The sequence below is a fragment of the Lautropia mirabilis genome (assembly GCF_900637555.1).
Classification (GTDB): domain Bacteria; phylum Pseudomonadota; class Gammaproteobacteria; order Burkholderiales; family Burkholderiaceae_E; genus Lautropia; species Lautropia mirabilis.
Genome location: NZ_LR134378.1, coordinates 675,651 through 693,790 on the forward strand (window position 1 = coordinate 675,651; position 18,140 = coordinate 693,790).

General features: G+C 62.5%; 14 protein-coding genes. 9 read left to right on the forward strand and 5 right to left on the reverse strand.

What is annotated here, in order from left to right; genetic code table 11:
• Window positions 1-81: 81 nt before the first annotated feature.
• The 3 genes from EL249_RS02710 to EL249_RS02720 all read right to left on the reverse strand — a co-directional run bounded on the left by EL249_RS02710 (window position 82) and on the right by EL249_RS02720 (window position 3,225).
• Window positions 82-945 (reverse strand): phage integrase N-terminal domain-containing protein, encoded by an 864-nt coding sequence (locus EL249_RS02710; protein ID WP_005674500.1) that lies wholly within the window; start codon window positions 943-945, stop codon window positions 82-84.
• 738 nt (window positions 946-1,683) lie between these two features.
• The gene (locus tag EL249_RS02715) at window positions 1,684-1,968 is read right to left on the reverse strand and encodes a HigA family addiction module antitoxin (protein WP_005674495.1); all 285 of its coding nucleotides are present in this window, start codon (window positions 1,966-1,968) and stop codon (window positions 1,684-1,686) included.
• Window positions 1,969-2,040: 72 nt separating this feature from the next.
• Window positions 2,041-3,225 (reverse strand): STY4528 family pathogenicity island replication protein, encoded by a 1,185-nt coding sequence (locus EL249_RS02720; RefSeq protein WP_050781947.1) that lies wholly within the window; start codon window positions 3,223-3,225, stop codon window positions 2,041-2,043.
• Window positions 3,226-3,736: 511 nt separating this feature from the next.
• Here EL249_RS02720 and EL249_RS02725 point away from each other — a divergent pair.
• The 9 genes from EL249_RS02725 (at window position 3,737) to EL249_RS02765 (ending at window position 15,480) form a co-directional block, all read left to right on the forward strand.
• Window positions 3,737-5,131 (forward strand): hypothetical protein, encoded by a 1,395-nt coding sequence (locus EL249_RS02725; protein ID WP_050781945.1) that lies wholly within the window; start codon window positions 3,737-3,739, stop codon window positions 5,129-5,131.
• A 149-nt stretch (window positions 5,132-5,280) separates the two neighbouring features.
• On the forward strand, window positions 5,281-6,624 hold the full coding sequence (locus EL249_RS02730) for a metabolite/H+ symporter (RefSeq protein ID WP_005674492.1): 1,344 nt from the start codon (window positions 5,281-5,283) through the stop codon (window positions 6,622-6,624).
• 11 nt (window positions 6,625-6,635) lie between these two features.
• A complete protein-coding gene (locus EL249_RS02735; RefSeq protein WP_005674491.1) occupies window positions 6,636-7,169 on the forward strand; it encodes a DUF2726 domain-containing protein in 534 nt (177 codons plus the stop codon).
• Window positions 7,170-7,241: 72 nt separating this feature from the next.
• Window positions 7,242-8,099 (forward strand): helix-turn-helix transcriptional regulator, encoded by an 858-nt coding sequence (locus tag EL249_RS02740; RefSeq protein WP_050781943.1) that lies wholly within the window; start codon window positions 7,242-7,244, stop codon window positions 8,097-8,099.
• A 77-nt stretch (window positions 8,100-8,176) separates the two neighbouring features.
• A complete protein-coding gene (locus tag EL249_RS02745; RefSeq protein WP_005674489.1) occupies window positions 8,177-9,286 on the forward strand; it encodes an MBL fold metallo-hydrolase in 1,110 nt (369 codons plus the stop codon).
• 234 nt (window positions 9,287-9,520) lie between these two features.
• Window positions 9,521-10,927 (forward strand): DUF945 family protein, encoded by a 1,407-nt coding sequence (locus EL249_RS02750; protein WP_005674488.1) that lies wholly within the window; start codon window positions 9,521-9,523, stop codon window positions 10,925-10,927.
• A 111-nt stretch (window positions 10,928-11,038) separates the two neighbouring features.
• Window positions 11,039-12,706 carry a DUF945 family protein gene (locus tag EL249_RS02755; protein WP_169311695.1) on the forward strand — a complete coding sequence of 556 codons (1,668 nt, stop codon included), beginning with the start codon at window positions 11,039-11,041 and terminating at the stop codon, window positions 12,704-12,706.
• A 289-nt stretch (window positions 12,707-12,995) separates the two neighbouring features.
• A complete protein-coding gene (locus EL249_RS02760; protein ID WP_005674486.1) occupies window positions 12,996-14,204 on the forward strand; it encodes an SPFH and helix-turn-helix domain-containing protein in 1,209 nt (402 codons plus the stop codon).
• Complete coding sequence (locus EL249_RS02765; protein WP_197721644.1) at window positions 14,197-15,480, forward strand: TFIIB-type zinc ribbon-containing protein; 1,284 nt, start codon at window positions 14,197-14,199, stop codon at window positions 15,478-15,480. The genes EL249_RS02760 and EL249_RS02765 overlap by 8 nt, the downstream gene beginning before the upstream one ends.
• Before the next feature lie 157 nt (window positions 15,481-15,637).
• Here the strand turns inward: EL249_RS02765 and nrdD are convergent, their stop codons facing one another.
• Both nrdD and nrdG read right to left on the reverse strand, forming a co-directional pair.
• Window positions 15,638-17,419, reverse strand: coding sequence for an anaerobic ribonucleoside-triphosphate reductase (gene nrdD, locus EL249_RS02770; protein WP_005674483.1), 1,782 nt, complete (start codon window positions 17,417-17,419; stop codon window positions 15,638-15,640).
• Window positions 17,420-17,537: 118 nt separating this feature from the next.
• Window positions 17,538-18,065, reverse strand: coding sequence for an anaerobic ribonucleoside-triphosphate reductase activating protein (gene nrdG, locus EL249_RS02775; protein ID WP_005674482.1), 528 nt, complete (start codon window positions 18,063-18,065; stop codon window positions 17,538-17,540).
• Window positions 18,066-18,140: the final 75 nt, after the last annotated feature.

Below are 18,140 nucleotides of genomic sequence, written 5' to 3' on the forward strand. Positions count from 1 at the left end.
CAATGACTTATCTCTCTAAAAAGGTCCAGAAACTGAGTCTTTGCGGAGAGTTTGGAAGTGGTGTTGGTTCCCCACTCAATCTCAGCTCCCCAAATAGATCGACGTCACTTTCAACCTTTCATGCCCAAGTTCACGGCTGATCTGCTGCCGGGCGTGTTGGTCACTCAATCGCTGGCTGCTATTGAGCTGAGCCTTACCAGGTCCACCCGCCGCCAGTGCCTTCCTCTCCGTCAACACCTCATAGCGCATCTGCGCATACCGATGCCGCAGCCCGTGCATGTTGCTCAACCCAGCCGCCTTGCACTGCCCGTCGTAGACATGCCGCTGCTGGATGTAAGTCTTGTGCGCTGGGATCAGCGAGCCAAACCCGGCCAGCCGGTAGGCCTCATTCAACACCGCACGCTGTTCCGGCATCGTGATCGGTACCGTCCGATCGCGCCCGCCTTTTGCCCACGATCCCTTGATGGCGATATGGTCGCCACGGTCGGCATAGCGGGGTTGAAACTTGATGGACTCTTCCCGCCGCAAACCGAAGGCAGCCTGCAAGCGCAGACTCATGCGGACATGAGGATCAGTGACCCTGTCCAACCTGTCGCCCAGTTCCTTGGCCCTGCTTTCATTGGTCACATAGCGCCGTTCGGCAATGCCCAGCTTGGTGTTGTCTGCCGGCAAGATGCCAGCCTTGCCAACCTTCTCGGCCCACCAGCGCAGATGCGCCATACGGTTCTTCAGCGTGCCGGTCGACAGGCCTTCGGCTTGCCAGCGTTGCAGCAGGGCTTCGACATGCTTGCCCTTCAACGAAGTGGCACGCATCTGGCGGAAGCCTGCTTCGCGCAATTGATGAGCGGCCAGGCCCAGCGAGCGCTGCCGGTCGGCCTGGGTGGCATGGCTGCCGTCGCGGTTGCGCAGGCAGAGTTGTCGCAGGGTATAGGTCAGGTCGTCCATCGGAGAGTCCCTCCATCGGTTGTCGGTTATTGGGGCTGAGATACAGGGGTCAGTGTTTGTGCCAACTCGCCAAGGCGAGATCCCCGAAGGGGCAAGGGCCAGGTGCTCAGTTCACCTGTGGCCTCGAATGAGGCATCCGCCGCGCTTCCTGCAGGAAGGCCAGGCGGAGGAGTTGCAAGGGACGACGACGCGATGTGCTGGGATGAATATCTCCTGTGGATTGATGGAAAAAAGGCACAGGCATGTCGTGCCATGTCGGGGCGACCGGCAATGCACGCCGTGTATGGCAAAGCGCCAACTGGCACTGGACGACAAGGATTGGCGGGATGAACCACGCCGAAGATGAGGAAGGCTCTGCCCGTGGGTAGGGCGGCACACCGAACGAGCCTGGGGTGTGCCTGGGATGGTTCCATCCGGCAAACCGGATCAGCGCTTGCAAGAACCTGCGCTATCGAGGCAACCGTATGGGAACGGCATAGGAAGCATGGCGATGCTCTATGTGACGCTTACTGCCCCGCGCCAAGGTTCCGGTGTTCATACCCACCGGCAGGTCATTGCAAGGCCAGTGTGCCGGGGCATCATCATGTGCGCAGCAATCAATGCGGTACCGCGCCAACCCGTATTGTTGCTGCAATTCGCCGGGCCGTCACTGCGGCCGGCAGTGACGGCCCCATAGTCGGAGTAGGCACTGCAGCAAGCCTCTGTTACCAAAGGCTGACGCAATCTCATCAACCGCTTTCACTGTGTCTGCAGACGTTCGATCGGCGGATGTGGCCGCTGCCGAGCCTGCCACAGGTCGTAGACGATCTGCTCCTTCAGATACTGGCTCGCACTGCCCAAGCCCGCCAGTTCCAGCCGATAGGCCAGATCAGCGCTAATGGCGGCACGGCCATTCAACACAGTGGAGAGTTGGCCACGGGAGTAACCCAGGTGCTCGGCCAGGGTGGTGATGCTCAGGCCAATAGCGGGCAATACATCCTCGCGCAGGGACTCGCCGGGATGCGGTGGATTGTGCATGGGCATGGCGTGGTACCTCCCTGTGATAGAGACCAGCGACAATACGGTTTAACCAAGCTTACAGTGTAAGGTCATACCTTACGTTGCGCCAAACGATCCTGGCATTACTGCAACGTGCGCCCTCTTGAGCCGAGTAGGCAACACACCACTGCCTGCCATGCTCTCAATGATCTGTCCAACCGATTTTGCGGGCGTCTGCAGGATGTGCCGAATCTGCGCCAAAGACTGCTCCACCACCTCGCGAGAGGCCGGTTTGACAACTGGGACATCAGGAGATGCAGAGGCAACAGGCATCGAGACCTGCGATCCACTGGCTGCTTTTTCAGGCGCTTGCTGCGGAGCAGGCTTGCGCGCTGCCCACAACTTGAACATCCCGTTCACCGCCTTCTTGATCAGCCCGTACAGGTAGGCAATGGCGTTATGCACACCTCCCGAGGCGCAGCGCGCGTCCCATTCCGCCAGTACGGCCTGGCGTTGTTCCAGCGCCAAGCCCCTGAGACGCGCCATGAGGATTTGCTGCTGGTCCTGCGGCAGTTTCTGGAAGCGGATTGGCAAAGCTGGCCCGGATACTTGCACTTCGGACTGTGGCAAGTACGTATGTACTTCTTTTAATACTTCTTTTTCTACAGTACGTACTGTTGCAGTGGGTGCCGGTGCGGACTTCGGAATGCCATCCCCGGCTTCGACAGACCTGTTCGTGATGGAACCACGACCATCGGGTGGCGTTGACCCACTTGGGCCACCTGGATCATGGTCATTGTCATTGCCCCCCAGTTGTTCGATGCGTTCCCTCATTGCAGCAGGCAACCTATCCAGCGCATCAGGCTGACGCATGGCCTCGTCAAGGATGGATTGGGCCAACTGGCGAATCGTCGCGCTGGTATGGTTGAGTGCCCGTTCGAGCAACGGCAGGTAATCGTCGTCTTCCAGGCATGCTTCGACGAAGGTCAGAGGTTGATTGCGCACGGCATAACGGCTGGCCATGGAGAAGCCGGTCATGGGGTTACGGCGGTATTCGACCAGGGCAATCCATGTGGACAGCCGCAGGCACAGCACGGCCCTGGATACGGTTTCAAGGGCCGCCTGCTTGCTGCCCGGTGCGCTGGGCAGGTATTTGCGTAGCGCGTCGTAGCTGATGACCACGGTGCCGTCGCTGCTGGCAAGCGCACGGAAAGTCAGCCAGGCATTGCGCTCCAGCGGCGTCAGCCTCTCATCCAGCAACAAGGCTTTCGGGGTGATGATGTCTGAAGGTTGATGTGACATGGCAAGGCTCCTGTCGGTATCGGCCACATGGCCAAAGGAGCCGCCATCTCACCCCAGCATTACCGCTGCCGCCGCAAACAATCCGAACTGCGCGCTACCCGTATTGTTTGGGCTGGGGCAGATCGAAGCATTCTTGGCGTTCTGCGACAGAAGGTAGGAAAATAGCCCAACAGCAGTCAGTAGGCGTTGATGGCAAAACAAGAGGCGTCGGCCAGCGCACTTCATCAGCGTAGGCAGAGCACGGTTCGTCCAAGCAGCGCCATGCACGTCCATCAAGAGACACATATCGGCTTTGGGTCCAAGAATAGGTCCAAGCACGCCCAGAACATCAAAAAATATTATTTCTAATCAATAAGATATAGTTCAATCAACCCTTCTGCATCGGGAAGTGATGCTTGGATCGCGCGCTTGACCCCCATCCGTACCGGAGAATCGGCGAGATCACCGCATCCGATGTGGTGAAATTGGCGGCACGCATCGCCGGATGGTTCATCGCGCCGGATCCTTCGCCATGTCCTCTTCACTGCACAGGTTCATCCCCCTTGATCTGCCTTCTGACCCGGCGCTGTCCCGGGCGCAGAAGCGCTTCAGCAGCCTGCTGAAGAAGATCGACCGGCAGCGTGCCGAGCTGCAGGCATGGGAGACGAAGGAGGCGGTCTTTGCGCGGGGGTGGGCCCGGCATGTTGCGCCCTTCCGGGCCCGGCAGGCGGCTGGCGTGGTGGAGGTCATCGACCGGCTGGATGCGCTGGCTGCGCGACAGGCGCTGTCCGAGCTGGACCTGGCCACGCTTGAATCCGAGCTGTGCGACATGGTGGAGACGGTGCTGGCAGAAGGCGTGCTGGACGAGGACGAGTGCCAGCGGCTGGAAGCCCTGTTCGACCATTACAGCGGGGTGTCGCTGCAGGCCATCCATGCCGAGGAAGAGGCCGATTTCAAGGCACAGGTGCTGGATGAGGTGGGGCTGGATCTGGGGGACGAGGACATCGACCTGAATGATCCGGGCGCGCTGCTGGAACAGGTGCTGCGCAAGCTGGAAGAGCAGGACTGGGAAGCGGGTGACCAGGATGTCACCCATCCGGCCCAGCCGCATGGCTGGCCGGATGAGGTGGTCTGGCCATCCTTTGATGTCGAGTCTTCCGGTGACGGGTTGTCGCCGTCGGTATCGGCTGGCGTCGAGTCAGACGTCACACGCCTGTCCATGAAGGGCCCCCACGACCTTGCGTCCGCGACAGCTCATGTTCCGGATCGCCGGACACCCACAGATCCGGCGGACAAGGCTGCACAGAGAAACGCGCGTCGCCGCGCGGCGGCTGCCGAGAAGCGACGTCAGGCCGAGGAAATGGCACAGCAGCAGGCCAGCCACGCGGTGCAGACCGTCTTCCGGCATCTGGCCAGTGTGCTGCATCCGGACCGGGAGACGGATCCGGCCGAGCGGGCGCGCAAGACGGCGCTGATGCAGCGGGTCACGCTGGCCTACCACGCCCATCGGCTGGTGGACCTGCTGGAGCTTCAACGGGAAGTGGCCCAGGCAGACATGGGCGACATGACCAGCCTGAGTGAAGAACAGCTGCAGAGCTACATCCGTGTGCTGAAGCAGCAGAGTGAAGACCTGGCGCATGAGCTGCAGCAGCGCGAGATGTGGCTGCGGGCGCGCTATCCGCTCAACCGCTTCCAGAAGGCCATCCGCCCCCGCGATCTTGCGCGGATCCTGCGGGAGGTGCGTGCCGGGGTAAAGCACCAGCTGCAGCAGCTGGATGCGCTGAAGGCCCGGCTGGCAACCGAACAGGGCGTGCGGGCCTGGCTGAAATCGCTGCGTCAGCAGGCAGCGGCACAGATGCGCATGCAGGAGAACATGGCTTCGCTGGTGGGTGGCCTCATCCGGCATCCGCCGGGGAACGGCTTCTGAGGGAACCGCATGGCACGGACATGAAGGGCGAAGCCTGGCGGCTGCAGTGAGATGGTCTACTGAAAACAGGTATAACGCAGGGGCATGTCGGCGATGGACTGTCCATATCGAATTCGCTATAGTCGGCGCGATTCCTCCAGGCACAGACCATGAACGACAGTCATCAAGAAGTTCCTCATCTCCGAAACAATCCCTACAAGGTTGCCATTGCCTCGATGGTGGGAACCGCCATCGAGTTCTACGACTACTACATCTACGCTGCTGCCGCAGTGCTGGTCTTCAATACCCAGTTCTTCGACAAGAGCGATGAACATGTGGCGGTGCTGCTGTCGCTGTCCACGCTAGCGCTGGCCTTCCTGGCGCGTCCCATCGGTTCGGCGCTGTTCGGACACTTTGGTGACCGCATTGGCCGCAAGAAGACGCTGGTGGCGTCTCTGCTGCTGATGGGGCTTTCCACCGTTGCCATCGGCCTGCTGCCCAACTATCAGAGCATTGGCCTCTGGGCGCCGCTGCTGCTGTGCATCTTCCGCATCGGACAGGGTCTGGGGCTGGGCGGTGAATGGGGAGGTGCCGCGCTGGTGGCCACCGAGAATGCCCCGGATGGAAAGCGTGCCTGGTTCGGCACCTTCCCGCAATTGGGCGCACCCCTGGGACTGCTGCTGGCCAACGGTGCCTTCTTTGCCGTCAGTTCCTCATTCGGCCCCGAAGCATTGGTTGAATGGGCCTGGCGCATTCCTTTCGTTGCTTCCATCGTGATGGTGGCGGTGGGCCTCTACATGCGGCTGACCCTGCATGAAAGCCATGTCTTCCGTGAGGCCGAGCAGCGCAACCAGAAGGTGAGCGCCCCGGTGAAGGAAGTGGTGCTGCACTACTGGAAGCCCATCGTGCAGGGCACCTTCATCATGACGGCCACCTATGTGCTGTTCTACGTGATGACGGCCTTCGTGCAGGTCTTCTCCAAGAGCCCGGCAGTGATGTCGGCGGCGGGCCACCCGATGGGCCTGGGCATTCCGGCCAATACCTTCACGGGCTTCCTGATGATCGGTGCCGTGGTCTTTGGCATCTTCACCAGCCTCTCGGGCATCGTGGCCGATCGCATCGGACGGCGCCGCTGGCTCATCTGGGTCACGGTGGCCATCATTGCCTTCGGCCTGCTCATGCCGCAGTTTCTGCTGAACGGCACGCCCACCTCGGTGCTGGCCTTCGTGCTGGTGGGCATGGTGCTGATGGGCTGCACCTTCGGTCCCATGGCGGCGCTGTTGCCTGAACTGTTCCCCACCAAGGTGCGCTACTCGGGTTCTTCGCTGGCCTACAACCTGGCGGCCATCGTCGGCGCCTCGCTGGCCACCATCGTCGCCATCGAGCTGAATGCCTACTACGGGCTGATCGGTGTCGGTGCCTACCTGGCGTTCAACGGCGTGCTGTCGCTGCTGGCCCTCATCAGCATCCACGAGACCAAGGACGAGAGCCTGTTGGAAGACCCGGTGGCCTGATCGGGTGATCCATGCCGATCCCTTCCCTGAACTGGCAGGCTGCACACGCCTGGCTGCTGGCACATGAGGGCTACTGGGTGCTGGGAACCCTGGCGCTGTTCGTGGTGGGCCTGGTGCTGCTGGGGCGGCCCAAGCCCGAGAAGCCCTGGCGGGTGCGGTCGCGGCCGCTGCTGACCGAGAACGAGCTGGAATTCTGTCATCGGCTGGAAGATGCACTGCCCGAGTTCCGGGTGATGGTGCAGGTGTCGATGGGTGCCATTCTGGAGCCGGACATGGACGAGGAAGACGATGCCGAGCCGGGGCGCTTCCTGTCCATCCGTGGTCGCTTTGCCCAGAAGGTGGTGGATTTTGCGATTGTCGATGACGAGTATCGGATCGTGGCGCTGGTGGAGCTGGATGACAGCACGCACGATGCCGACCGGGATGCCGAACGCGACCGCATGACGGGCATGGCCGGCTACCTGACCATCCGCTACGACAGCCGCGACAAGCCCGAGCCCGAAGAGATCCGCGAGGACTTCTGGCGCGAGGGTCTGCTGGACTGATCCCTGGCAGGAGGTTGACATTGCAGCGTGCTGGCGATGTTGAAAAACGCTGCGTGCAGGCAGAATAAGGTCATGGACAGGAACAAGGATGGAATCCAGGAACTGGATGGGGCGCTGCGGGACCGATTCCTGCGCCTGATGGAGAGTGAGTCGCTGGCGGACTGCATCATGGTCAAGGCACGGGTGGAGCATGGGATCCGTTCGGTGGACATCCTGCGAACCGGGCTGGCTGTCCCGCTGGAGGGGGAGAAGGACGTCCGCTGCCCCGATGGGGAATGGGTGCTGCGACCGGGGCTTCTGAACGTGATGTGTGCAGGCACCCGGATGGACGTGGTGAGCCGGCCGGATCCGGTCACGGGCCGCTATCTGACGCTGCTGGTGCCGCTGTGCGAGGAGGTGCTGGCCGCAGCACGCCTGCTGTGGGGAACACCGGTTGCCGGTTCTGCGGCCGGCCCCATGCTTCGCTGTGTGGCAGTGAAGGATTTTTCCGGGGAGATGGCAGCCTGGTCGGAGGCGCTGCTGCGGGACGACCATGCAGGCGCACGGGTGGCGCTGGTATCGCTGGTCGTCGGGCTGGCGCGGCAGGGCATGACGCGTCTGCTCTTTCCGCCTGCAGAAACCCTCGCGCAGCGGATACGTCGGCACGTCATGGATGCTCCGGACAGGGACTGGCAATCGCGCGACATGGAAGCGCTGCTGGGCATGTCGGGGGCCACACTGCGTCGTCATCTGGCGGCTGAGGACACCTCGCTGCGCGAGCTGCTGGTTGATGTGCGCATGGGCATTGCCTTGAACCTGCTGTACGGAACGCAGCTGCCGCTGAAGACGGTGGCGGCCCGTGTCGGCTATCGATCCCCGGATGGCTTCGTTCGCGCATTCCGGGCGCGCTACGGTCTGGAGCCCTCGCAGCTGGGCCGCGACGACGTCTGAGCGTTTCGGGCGGAATCCTGAGCGAATCGGTCCCGGCAACGGAGATATCTTCATCTGCCTTGAAAACAGGAGGTGTGATGATGAAATCCCGATATCGGAATATTGCCATGGCGGTTGCGGCCGCATGGTTCGGCATGGCCCTGACGTCGGTGCAGGCCCGGGAGGCGGCGCAGCTGCCTGATCGTGCTGCCGGTGTCCCGTCCGCGCAGACAGAGACGAATCCGGCCGGACAGCATGAAGGCACCGCTGCACAGGGTGCGACGGCTGCTTCGGCGGCGCACCAGGCCGATGGCGCTTTCATGCAGGTGCCGGGGGTCTATCGGCAGCGAATCGGCAACCTGCGCGTGACGGCGTTGCTGGACGGATTCCTGCCGCTGCCTTTCGGCACCGCCAAGGGCATCGACGCCAAGTCCCTGGAAGCCGCGCTGCGACAGGCTCATGTCCCCCGGATGGGGGACGGCATCCAGACGGCCGTCAATGTGTTCCTGGTGGAGCGGGGTGACCGGCGCATGCTGGTGGATACCGGGGCGGGAACCTGTTTTGGGCAGACCACCGGAAAGCTGACGGATGCGCTGAAGAGTGCGGGTATCGATCCCGCCACGGTGACGGATGTGCTGCTGACCCACGCGCATCCGGATCACGTCTGTGGTCTGTTACGGCCGGATGGTACCGAGGCCTATCCGAAGGCCACGGTATGGATTCCGGACGCCGAGGCGGCCTACTGGCTGAACGCCAGGAACGCGGAAACGCTTCCTGAAGAGTTCAAGAAGGCCTTCTTCGAGGCCTCTGCAGCGCTGGCCCCTTACGTGAAGGATGGGCGCATGCAACGGGTGAAGGGCAGCCATGCCGGTGGCAAGCCGACGGAAGTCCTGCCGGGCGTCCGGATGGTGGCGGCGAACGGCCATACGCCGGGCCATGTTGGCTGGCTGATGGATGATCGTCTGCTGCTGTGGGGCGATATCGTTCACTTCCATGCGGTGCAGTTTGCCAGGCCGCAGGTCTACCTCGTCTTTGACAGCAATGCGCCGGCTGCCATTGCATCGCGCAAGCGCCTGTTTGCCGAGGCCGCCCGCCATGACTGGTGGGTGGGCGGTGCACACCTGCCGTTCCCGGGCCTGGGCCATGTGGTGCCCTACGGCAAGAAAAGCTACCACTGGGTGCGGGGCGAGTTCAGCCCGCTGCCCTGAGCGCGTGCATCCCCGGAAGTCTGCTCTGGTCAGGTGGGTGTCCACACCTGTCTGACCGGCAGAGGATGCCGTTCGGGGGAAGAACCGGGCCTTTCACGTCCCCGGAAGGCCCGGTCGTCGCCTTCCCGGGGCTCCAGTTCCCCTCTGTCGGAAGACATGACAATTTTCCTTCCTATCGCGACGCTCCCGACGCGATAATCCGTCCACTCGACTCTTCGTTTCAGGAGCATTGCGATGGGCAAGGCGGTATCGGTGACAGGGGGTGTGGTGGTGCTGGCGCTGGCCTATGTGGGCAGCAGCTGGTGGCTGGGCCAGCAGGCCGAGAAGCACTACCAGACGGATTTCGACAAGATCGTGAAGCGGATGGGCTTTGACGAGGTGAAGCGGGTCAGTTACACCCGCGGGATCTTCGAGTCCCAGGCCACCGACATCCTCACGCTGGTGCTGCCCCGCCCGCCGCAGGGCATGGGTGACGACGATCAGGACGATTCGGGCGAGGACATCACGCTGCGCCTGCATCTGGTGCAGACCATCAAGCACGGTCCCTTCGTGGGCGGTCGGCTGGCTGCGGCCAGGATCGAGACACGGCTGGACAAGGTGGAAGGTATTCCTGAAGGTCTGAAGCAGGCGCTGGCCAAGGCCAGTGCACCGACGGCCAGCACGCTGGTGGGCTTCGATGGCTCGATGGACGGTCAGGCCGTGCTGCCTGCTGGCGAGATGGTGCCGCCCGGCAGCGAGCCGGACAACCGGATGATCTGGAAGCAGCTGACCTATGACTACATGGTGAGCGGCGACCGTCTGCAGGTGCTGGCCCAGCTGCAATGGCCTGAGCTGACGTGGTCGGTCACGCCGGGCGCCTTCGGTCCGGACAAGCCGGGCATGAACCTGGTGATGTCGGGCTTGTCGGCCAATATCCAGCAGACGGGCACGAACCCCGACCACTGGCTGATGGTGCCCGGCCATTACACGATGCGCCTGAACGATTTCCAGCTGAAGGCGGTCTCGAACGACGGCAAGCAGTCCTCCACGCTGTTCTCGGTGAACGGCTGGGAAAGCCAGGGCAGGATCACGTCCTCCGGCAAGCTGCTGGCCAGCGAGGAAAATGGTGCCGGCAAGGCCGTGGTGATGGACGTGCCGCTGGAGAAGCTGGGCTACACGGCGTCGATCTCGAACATTGATGAAGCGGTGCTGGTGCCGTTGCAGGACATCGTGCAGGAGATGGGCAAGGCGACGGACCCCGCTGAAGCCATGCCCGACGAGGCCAGGCTGCGCCCGGTGGTGACCACGCTGGCCGCCAGTTCGCCGGCGCTGGGCATGCGGCTGGATGGCACGCTGCAAGGCAAGACGGCCTATGTGGATTCCAGGGTGGTGCTGAATCCGCTGCAAGGCAACGCCTCCGTTCCGCTGGGGCCGCAGCTGCTGCAGTCGCTGAAGGCCGATGTGAACGTGTATCTGCCCAAGGCCATCACGGCCGAGGTGAACCGCCGTCTGGAGCAGTCCTTCGGCAAGGGCGTGAACGGCTGCAACCTGGACTGCCAGCTGCGTCAGCAGGGCATTGCCCGTGAACAGGCTGACGCCTGGGAGACCAAGGTGCAGTTTGCCGGTGGCCAATTGATGCTGAACGGGCAGCGGATCTTCTGAACGCCTTCGGGCGTTGCTTTCCAGCCGTCGGGCAGCAGCCGGTACGATACCGGCTGTTGCTTTTGCACCATATGCCGCACGTGCGTGGGCACAGTTGCGGGGATGGTGACAATGAGCAGGATGACGGTGGTGGCAGGCAGCGTGATGGCGCTGGGTGTGGCCTACGTGGGCAGCAGCTGGTTGCTGGGACACGTGGCGCAGCAGAAATATCAGACGGAATTCGAGCGGGTCGCCCGGCTGCTTGGGGCGGATTCGGTGGAGATGGTGGAGGTCGAGAAGGGCCTCTTCCATTCCCGGACGATGGCCGTACTGACATTCGAACGCAGAAGTCCGGCATCCGGGGCGGATGACGAAGTGGATGCTTCGGATGACGAGGACAGCGACAACGGTGACGACAGCGAAGACAGTGACGAGTATTCGCTGAAGGGACTGTTCGACGACGAGGATATCCCGGACGAGGATGTCGAGGATGATTCGGAGCCGGATGATTCGGACGAGGTGACGGCCCGCAAGGTGGTGGCCGATGTCAGCCCGCCCAAGGTAGAGGAAGTCCGCCCGCCCAAGGTGGAGGAAGCTCCGCGTCCTCCCTTGAAGATCCACCTGGTGCAGGACATCCGTCATGGGCCCTTTGTGGATGGCCGCCTGGCAGCTTCCGTGATCGAGACGCGGCTTGACCATGTGGAAGGTCTGGCCGATGAGGAGCGCAAGGGCCTGGATGAGGTGAAGTCGCCAGAGCTGCGCATCGTGGCCGGGCTGATGGGTGATGTGGATGGGCGCTTCCTGATGCCGGCAGGCAGGGTGATGCCGCCGGCCCCTGAGGAAGGCAAGCTGGAGTGGAAGTCCTTCACCTATGACTTCCGCCTGAGTGCCGATCGCAAGCAGATGTCCGGCGAGATCGACTGGCCCGGCCTGGTGTTTCACATTCCGGCCGGGAAGGTGGCAGGAACCGGTCTGGACAATGCCATGGCTTCGGAGTCGAAGGATCGGGAGGGTCTTTACTTGGAGGTGAAGGCGCTGGCCGGCAAGTATGCCTATCACCGCAACCATGCCGATGACTGGCTGATGATACCGGGCACCTATGAAATGAGCCTGGAGAGGCTGGAGGCGAAGACGCTGCCGCACGAGGGAAGCACTTCGCTCCAGAAGGTCCTGCTGGACATGCGTGACTGGAAGGGGGGTGGACGGGTCACGTCTTCCGGCGGGCTGCTGTCCGACGAGGTCGAGATGCGCGGAAAACTGACCGTGCTGGGAACGACCTTCGACAGCCTGGGCTACCGGGCGCGGCTCTCCAACATCGATGCCGGCAGTCTGCGCAAGGTCCAGGATCTGGCCATGACGTTCCAGAAGCAGCAGAAGGACGTGCTGGAAGGGCGCCAGCTGGTCGGCATGCCCAATGAGCGGGACGCCGAGGCGCTGATGCGGTCGCTGGCATCCGGATCGCCCACGATTGACCTGCAGCTGGACGGCAGCCTGGAAGGGAAGGTGGCCCGTGCCGATATTGGCGTGACGCTCAAGCCTCTGCCGGCCAACGACCAAGAACCAGCGCTGATGGGGGTGATGCGGTCGCTGAAGGCGCGAGCCAAGGTACAGCTTCCGCAGGCCTGGGTGACGCTGGCACAACAGAAGCTGGATACGGTTGAAAAGGACGAGGATGTCGACTGTGATCTGACCTGTCGTCTGGAGAGCCTGCCCTTTGTGCGCCGTCAGGGTGACACGTGGGAGGTGGATGCCCACTATGACGACCAGCATCTGGTGGTGAACGGCGAACAGCTGTTCTGATCGGTCTGTGCTCCGGGCCGGGTACAGGGGGCGCTGCTAGGCCCCTGTACCGCATGCGTGAAGGACGGATGTGCGGTGCGTGGTGCACCGGGTCGGGAACAGGGTACGGTTTCGTTCATTGCATGGCAGGCCGGCTGCTGGCATGATGCCTGCTGGCCGCAAGGCACCCGGGCTGCCAAGGCCCCGGGGCGGCTGCTGTGTGGTGTGTGTACTTCCGGACGGTACCGGACCGTCCGGAGCAGTGATGGCGGCGCAGGCATCTTCGGCCTGCCCATGACGGGGAACGAGCATGGACCGACTGTTCAACATCATCCGCAACCAGTTCATCGATGTCATCGAATGGACGGACGACTCGCGTGACACGCTGTCGTTTCGCTGGCCGGATGAGGACAAGGAGATCAAGAACGGTGCACAGCTGATCGTCCGCGAATCGCAGCTGGTGCAGTTCGTGGCGGCCGGGCAGTTTGCCGATCTGTTCGGCCCCGGCAAGTACACGCTCACCACCGAGAACATTCCGATCCTGTCCACCATCTTGGGCTGGAAATACGGTTTCCAGTCGCCGTTCAAGTGTGATGTCTACTACCTGAACACGCGACTCTTCACGGGAAACAAGTGGGGCACGGCCAATCCGGTGATGATGCGGGACCCGGATTTTGGTGTGGTGCGACTGCGGGCCTTTGGCACCTATGATTTCCGCATCGTCGATGCGCCGCTGTTCCTGAAGGAAGTGGCGGGGACCGACCAGCATTTCCGACTGGACGAATTCCAGGACACGATGCGTTCGCGCATCGTGAGCGTGTTCACCGATGCGCTGGCGCGTGCCCACGTGCCAGTGCTGGACGTGGCCGGCCGCTATGCCGAGATGGGTGAGGCGCTCCTGCCCATCATCAACCCGACCGTGCGCGAGAAGTACGGTCTGGAGATTTCCAGTTTCATTCTGGAAAACGTGTCGGTGCCGGCCGAGGTCGAGCAGGCCATCGACAAGCAGAGCAGCATGCGTGCCATTGGCAACCTCAACGACTATGTGAAGTACCAGATGGGCCTGTCGATGGGGCAGGGGGGCGAAGGCGGTGCGGCTGCGGCCATGCCCGCACAGATGGCCATGGGCTTTGCGATGGCGCAGGAGATGATGCGCGGGATGCAGGGGGGTATGGCCCCTGCCCATGCATTTGGCACGCAGGCAGCAGGCGGAGCCGGACAGGGAATGTCGGGAGTCATGCCGTCTGGTCAGGGCACAACCCGCATGGAGGAACAGGGGCCGAACGTCGTTCCGGGGCGTGGTGATGCGCCAGGTACGCTTTCGGGCGCGGCCGTGGCAGGTGAGGCGGCCGGTCTGGACGGGCTGACCGTTCTGACACCCGGGCAGGCGGCAGCGCTGCTGAGCGTGCCGGAGGAGGATGTGATGGCCAGCATCCAGGCCGGAGACCTGAAGGCCCGAAAAATAGGCTCTGCCTGGCGGATCGCGCGTTCGGCGCTGGACGAGTTCCTGCGTGGCTGAGGGGTTGGCAGACAAGCGGCCCTGCCCCGAATGTGGCGGGTATCTGGAGTGGAGTGCGCGCAAGCAGGCGCTGGCCTGCCCGTACTGCGGCACGGTGGTGGGAGCGCCACGTGGACACCAGCCGGACACGGGTCCGGCTGCACGGGATACGGCCGGACATGTCCATGAGCCGGATGGATCCGTTGCCAGCGGCCCTGCACTGGACGGATCCTTCCAGGGGGAATTCGTTGCCGGTGTGCCCGGCCACGCGGCAGACGACAGGGCGCTGGCCCGCGAGGCCGAGACACTGTTCGGACCGAAGGCGGACATAGACCATCATGCCCTGCAGGAGCAGGATCTGGAGGCCGCCCTGCGGGATCCGGCCAACCTGCGCAACTGGGGTGCAGAACGCTTCGAACTGAAATGCCAGAGCTGCCAGGCCATTTCCGTTTTTGTGAATGCCCAGGTGGCCGACCGCTGCAGCTTCTGTGGGTCACCGGCCATCGTGAGCCACGAGGCGATGCGCGACGCCATCACGCCCCAGAGCGTGCTGCCGTTCAAACATGACCACACCCAGGTGCGGGACATCCTGCGTGCCTGGTACGGCAAACGCTGGTTTGCACCCAGCCGCCTGAAAAAGGCGGCTGCCACCGATACCCTCAAGGGTATCTACCTGCCCTACTGGACCTTCGATGCCCGGGCGTTTTCCCGATGGCAGGCCGAAGCAGGCCATTATTACTACACCACCGAACAGGTGCGCGGCACCGATGGCCGCATCGAGACCCGGCAGGTACAGCATGTGCGCTGGGTGCCGGCCATGGGTGAGCTGGAACATTTCTTCGATGACGAGCTGGTGCCCGGTACCGTGGGCATCCATCCGAAGCTGCTGCGGCGCATCGAACCCTTTCCCACCACCACCGACCTGAAAGCCTATTCGCCCGATTTCGTGCGGGGATGGACGGTGGAGCGCTACCAGGTGGACCTGCGGGAGGCCACCACACAGGGGCGCCGCCAGATGCAGCATGAAATGGAGGCGATGTGTGCCCGGATGGTGCCGGGCAACACCTATCGCAACCTGATGGTGGACACGCAGTTCACCGGCTGCACCTTCAAGCACGTGCTGGTGCCGGTGTGGCTGGTGCGCTATACCTATGGCCACCGGGTGTTTCAGGTGGTGGTCAATGGCTACACCGGCCGGGTGGCCGGTGAGCGGCCGTACAGCTGGATGAAGATCGCCTTCGCCGTGCTGGCCGTCGTGCTGCTGCTGGCCGCGCTGGCGCTGTTTCAGGGAAGGTAGGGCGTGTGGCTTTCGGGTCTATCGGTATGTCCGCATGAAGAAGCGGCATTCCCTCTGTACGGACCGGTATGGCGATCCATCTGCCATGGAACGCGTGGATTCCCGGATGCCTGCAAGACAGATTACTGCAGGACAGGCCCCCGTTGCTCCAGCTGACTCACGCCGCCTTTCGGTGATAATGCCGCAGCGCATGCTCCCTGCGTCGTCCGGTGCTGAAGGCCGAGACCCGTTTCAGATAACCGATGACGCGCGTACCGTAATCGATGTCATCTGAGCCGCAGTGGCTGCAGGCGTGCAGGGTACGCTTGTCGATGTGGCCGCACTCGTTGCAGATGGTGATGCGCACATTGATGCAGAAATAATTGCAGCCGGTACGGGCTGCAATGTCCAGCAGTGACCGGTAGCCAGCGCGGGGCAGGGCTTCATCGAGGTTCAGGTGCAGTGCCGAGCCCCCATCGAGCCAGTCCACCAGCTCACGCCCGTGCAGCAGGAACTTGTCCAGCGCGTTGATTTCTTCATCTTCCACCACGTAGAAATACGAGTTGTAGCAGTCGCGGTTCACACGATAGCCATCGGCACGGTCCCACCGCGCATTCTTCACGCCCAGGTTCTCGGCGGGCACGAACTCGGTATTGAACTTCACGCCATAATGCCGGCTGGCGACCTTGTTGGCCTCGAAAATCGTCTTCAGCCGGTCCTGCACGAATGCGATGTAATCCTCGTTGTAGCCCACGCGAATGCCGCAGGACTCGGCCGCTTCGGCCATGCCGTTGATGCCGATGGTGAGAAACTGCTTGTCCAGCGAAATGAAGCCCGCGTCGTACACCGGCAGCATGCCGGCAGCCTGGTAGTCTTCCATCAGCTTGCGGTAGGCAAACTGGTATTTGTGGATCTTCTCCACCTCGGTGGCCAGGTCGCGGCCGTCCTGCTCCAGCCGGTTCATGTTGATCGTGATGACATTGATCGACCCGGTGGCCACCCCGCCTGCGCCCAGTGTGTACGAGAAGGTACGATCTTCGATGGCGTTGCGCAGCCGGCAGCACGATGCCAGTGAATCCGGGTTGTCCGACAGATACACGAAGAAGGAATTGCCCTCGGCCAGCTCGCCAGCCATGGCATCGGCAAACGCACCGTCACGGCAGGTGCCGTTTTCGGTCAGCATGGCCACCGTCACCACGGGGAAGGTGAGGATAGCGCGGCTGCGCTCCTCATTGAACCACTTCAGGAAGAAGGTTTGCAGACGTGCCACGCTCGGCCAGTTGGGCCGGTCGAAGTCCGGAAAGACGAAATCCCCGAACATGGCATCGAAATAATACTGGTCATAGATCGAGATGTTCCAGAAGGCACTCTGGTAGCCGCGGGCTGCGGCGGGCTGGTTGATGCTGTAGACCACCTGCTGCAGGTGGTTGGCGATCTCGTCTGCGTGGGTCTCCAGATAGTCGTCGCCGAAATCCTTGCGGGCAAAGTGATCGAAATAGGTCAGAAATTCCACGGTCGCCACCGCACCGGCAAACTGCGCACTGATGGCAAACACCAGATTGATGAACGAGCCACAGAACGAGGCCAGATGCTGGGGTGCCTTCGACTCACCGCCCAGCCGTGTCAGCCCGTCCAGCAGAAAGGGATACAGCGTGACGGAGACGCAGTAGGGCTTGAGGCTGGTTTCATCGTGCACGTAGATTTCATGCGCCTCGATCTGGCGCAGATATTCATCTGCCGTCTCCTGGTCGAAGACCTCGGCAATCTTGCGTGACACCAGCGTGCGGTTGATCTGCACGACGAAATCCTTCATCAGCTCGGTTTCCATCGTGGCGATGTTCTTTTGCGTCACATTGGCATTGGCATCCAGGCGGGAGCCGTCGGCCGCATTGTGGGCGCGGATATAGTCCTGGATGAACTGGAGCTTGCCGTTGAGCTGAGGAGGAGAGAGGCGGATCATGGTTGTTTCTCCAGAAGGCGTGGTGACAGGGGCTATCGCAGCTGCCCGTGAGGCATGACGAAAAGGCATGACGAAAGGGGGCATCCGTCATGGGAGACGGGTCATGCCGGGAGGCAGGTCATGCGGCGAGCGCAGAAACGGCATGGATCGGAATGCGTCTGGGGGCCGGTTTCTCGTCGTGGACGAACAGGTGGTTCAGGTTCTTCTGCGTGCGCAGGTCGGTGAAGCGCTGGTTGGTCCGGGGGCTTTCCAGTCCCCCCAGTTCTGCACGCCAGCGGCCCGTTTTCAGGTAGGTGAGATACGGGATGATGTCTCCCGATACGGCTTCCAGCTCCTCACGTTCCAGCCCCGTATAGAGGCAGGTCCTGAGGCCGGCGCGAACGACCACTTCCAGCATGCGCCGAAGCTCGCCGGGCACCCACTCTCCCCCCATAAACAGCACGCAGCTGATCAGCCCGCGATAGCGCTGCAGGCGCCCGGCCAGATGGCTTTCGGTCAGTACCGTGCCCTGTCCGGCCTTCCAGCTGTCGGCACTGTGGCAGCCCTGGCAGCGCAGCGGGCAGCCCGAGAACAGAAAGGCCAGCGATACCTCGTTGGGCACTTCCTGCCAGACGATCTGTTCCACCGAAAAACGAAGCTGCTGCATGACTCACCACGTGTCGACACGACCAGTAGTGGTGAGTAGAACATATAACACTAGATATAGTGTTTTATTTGTAGA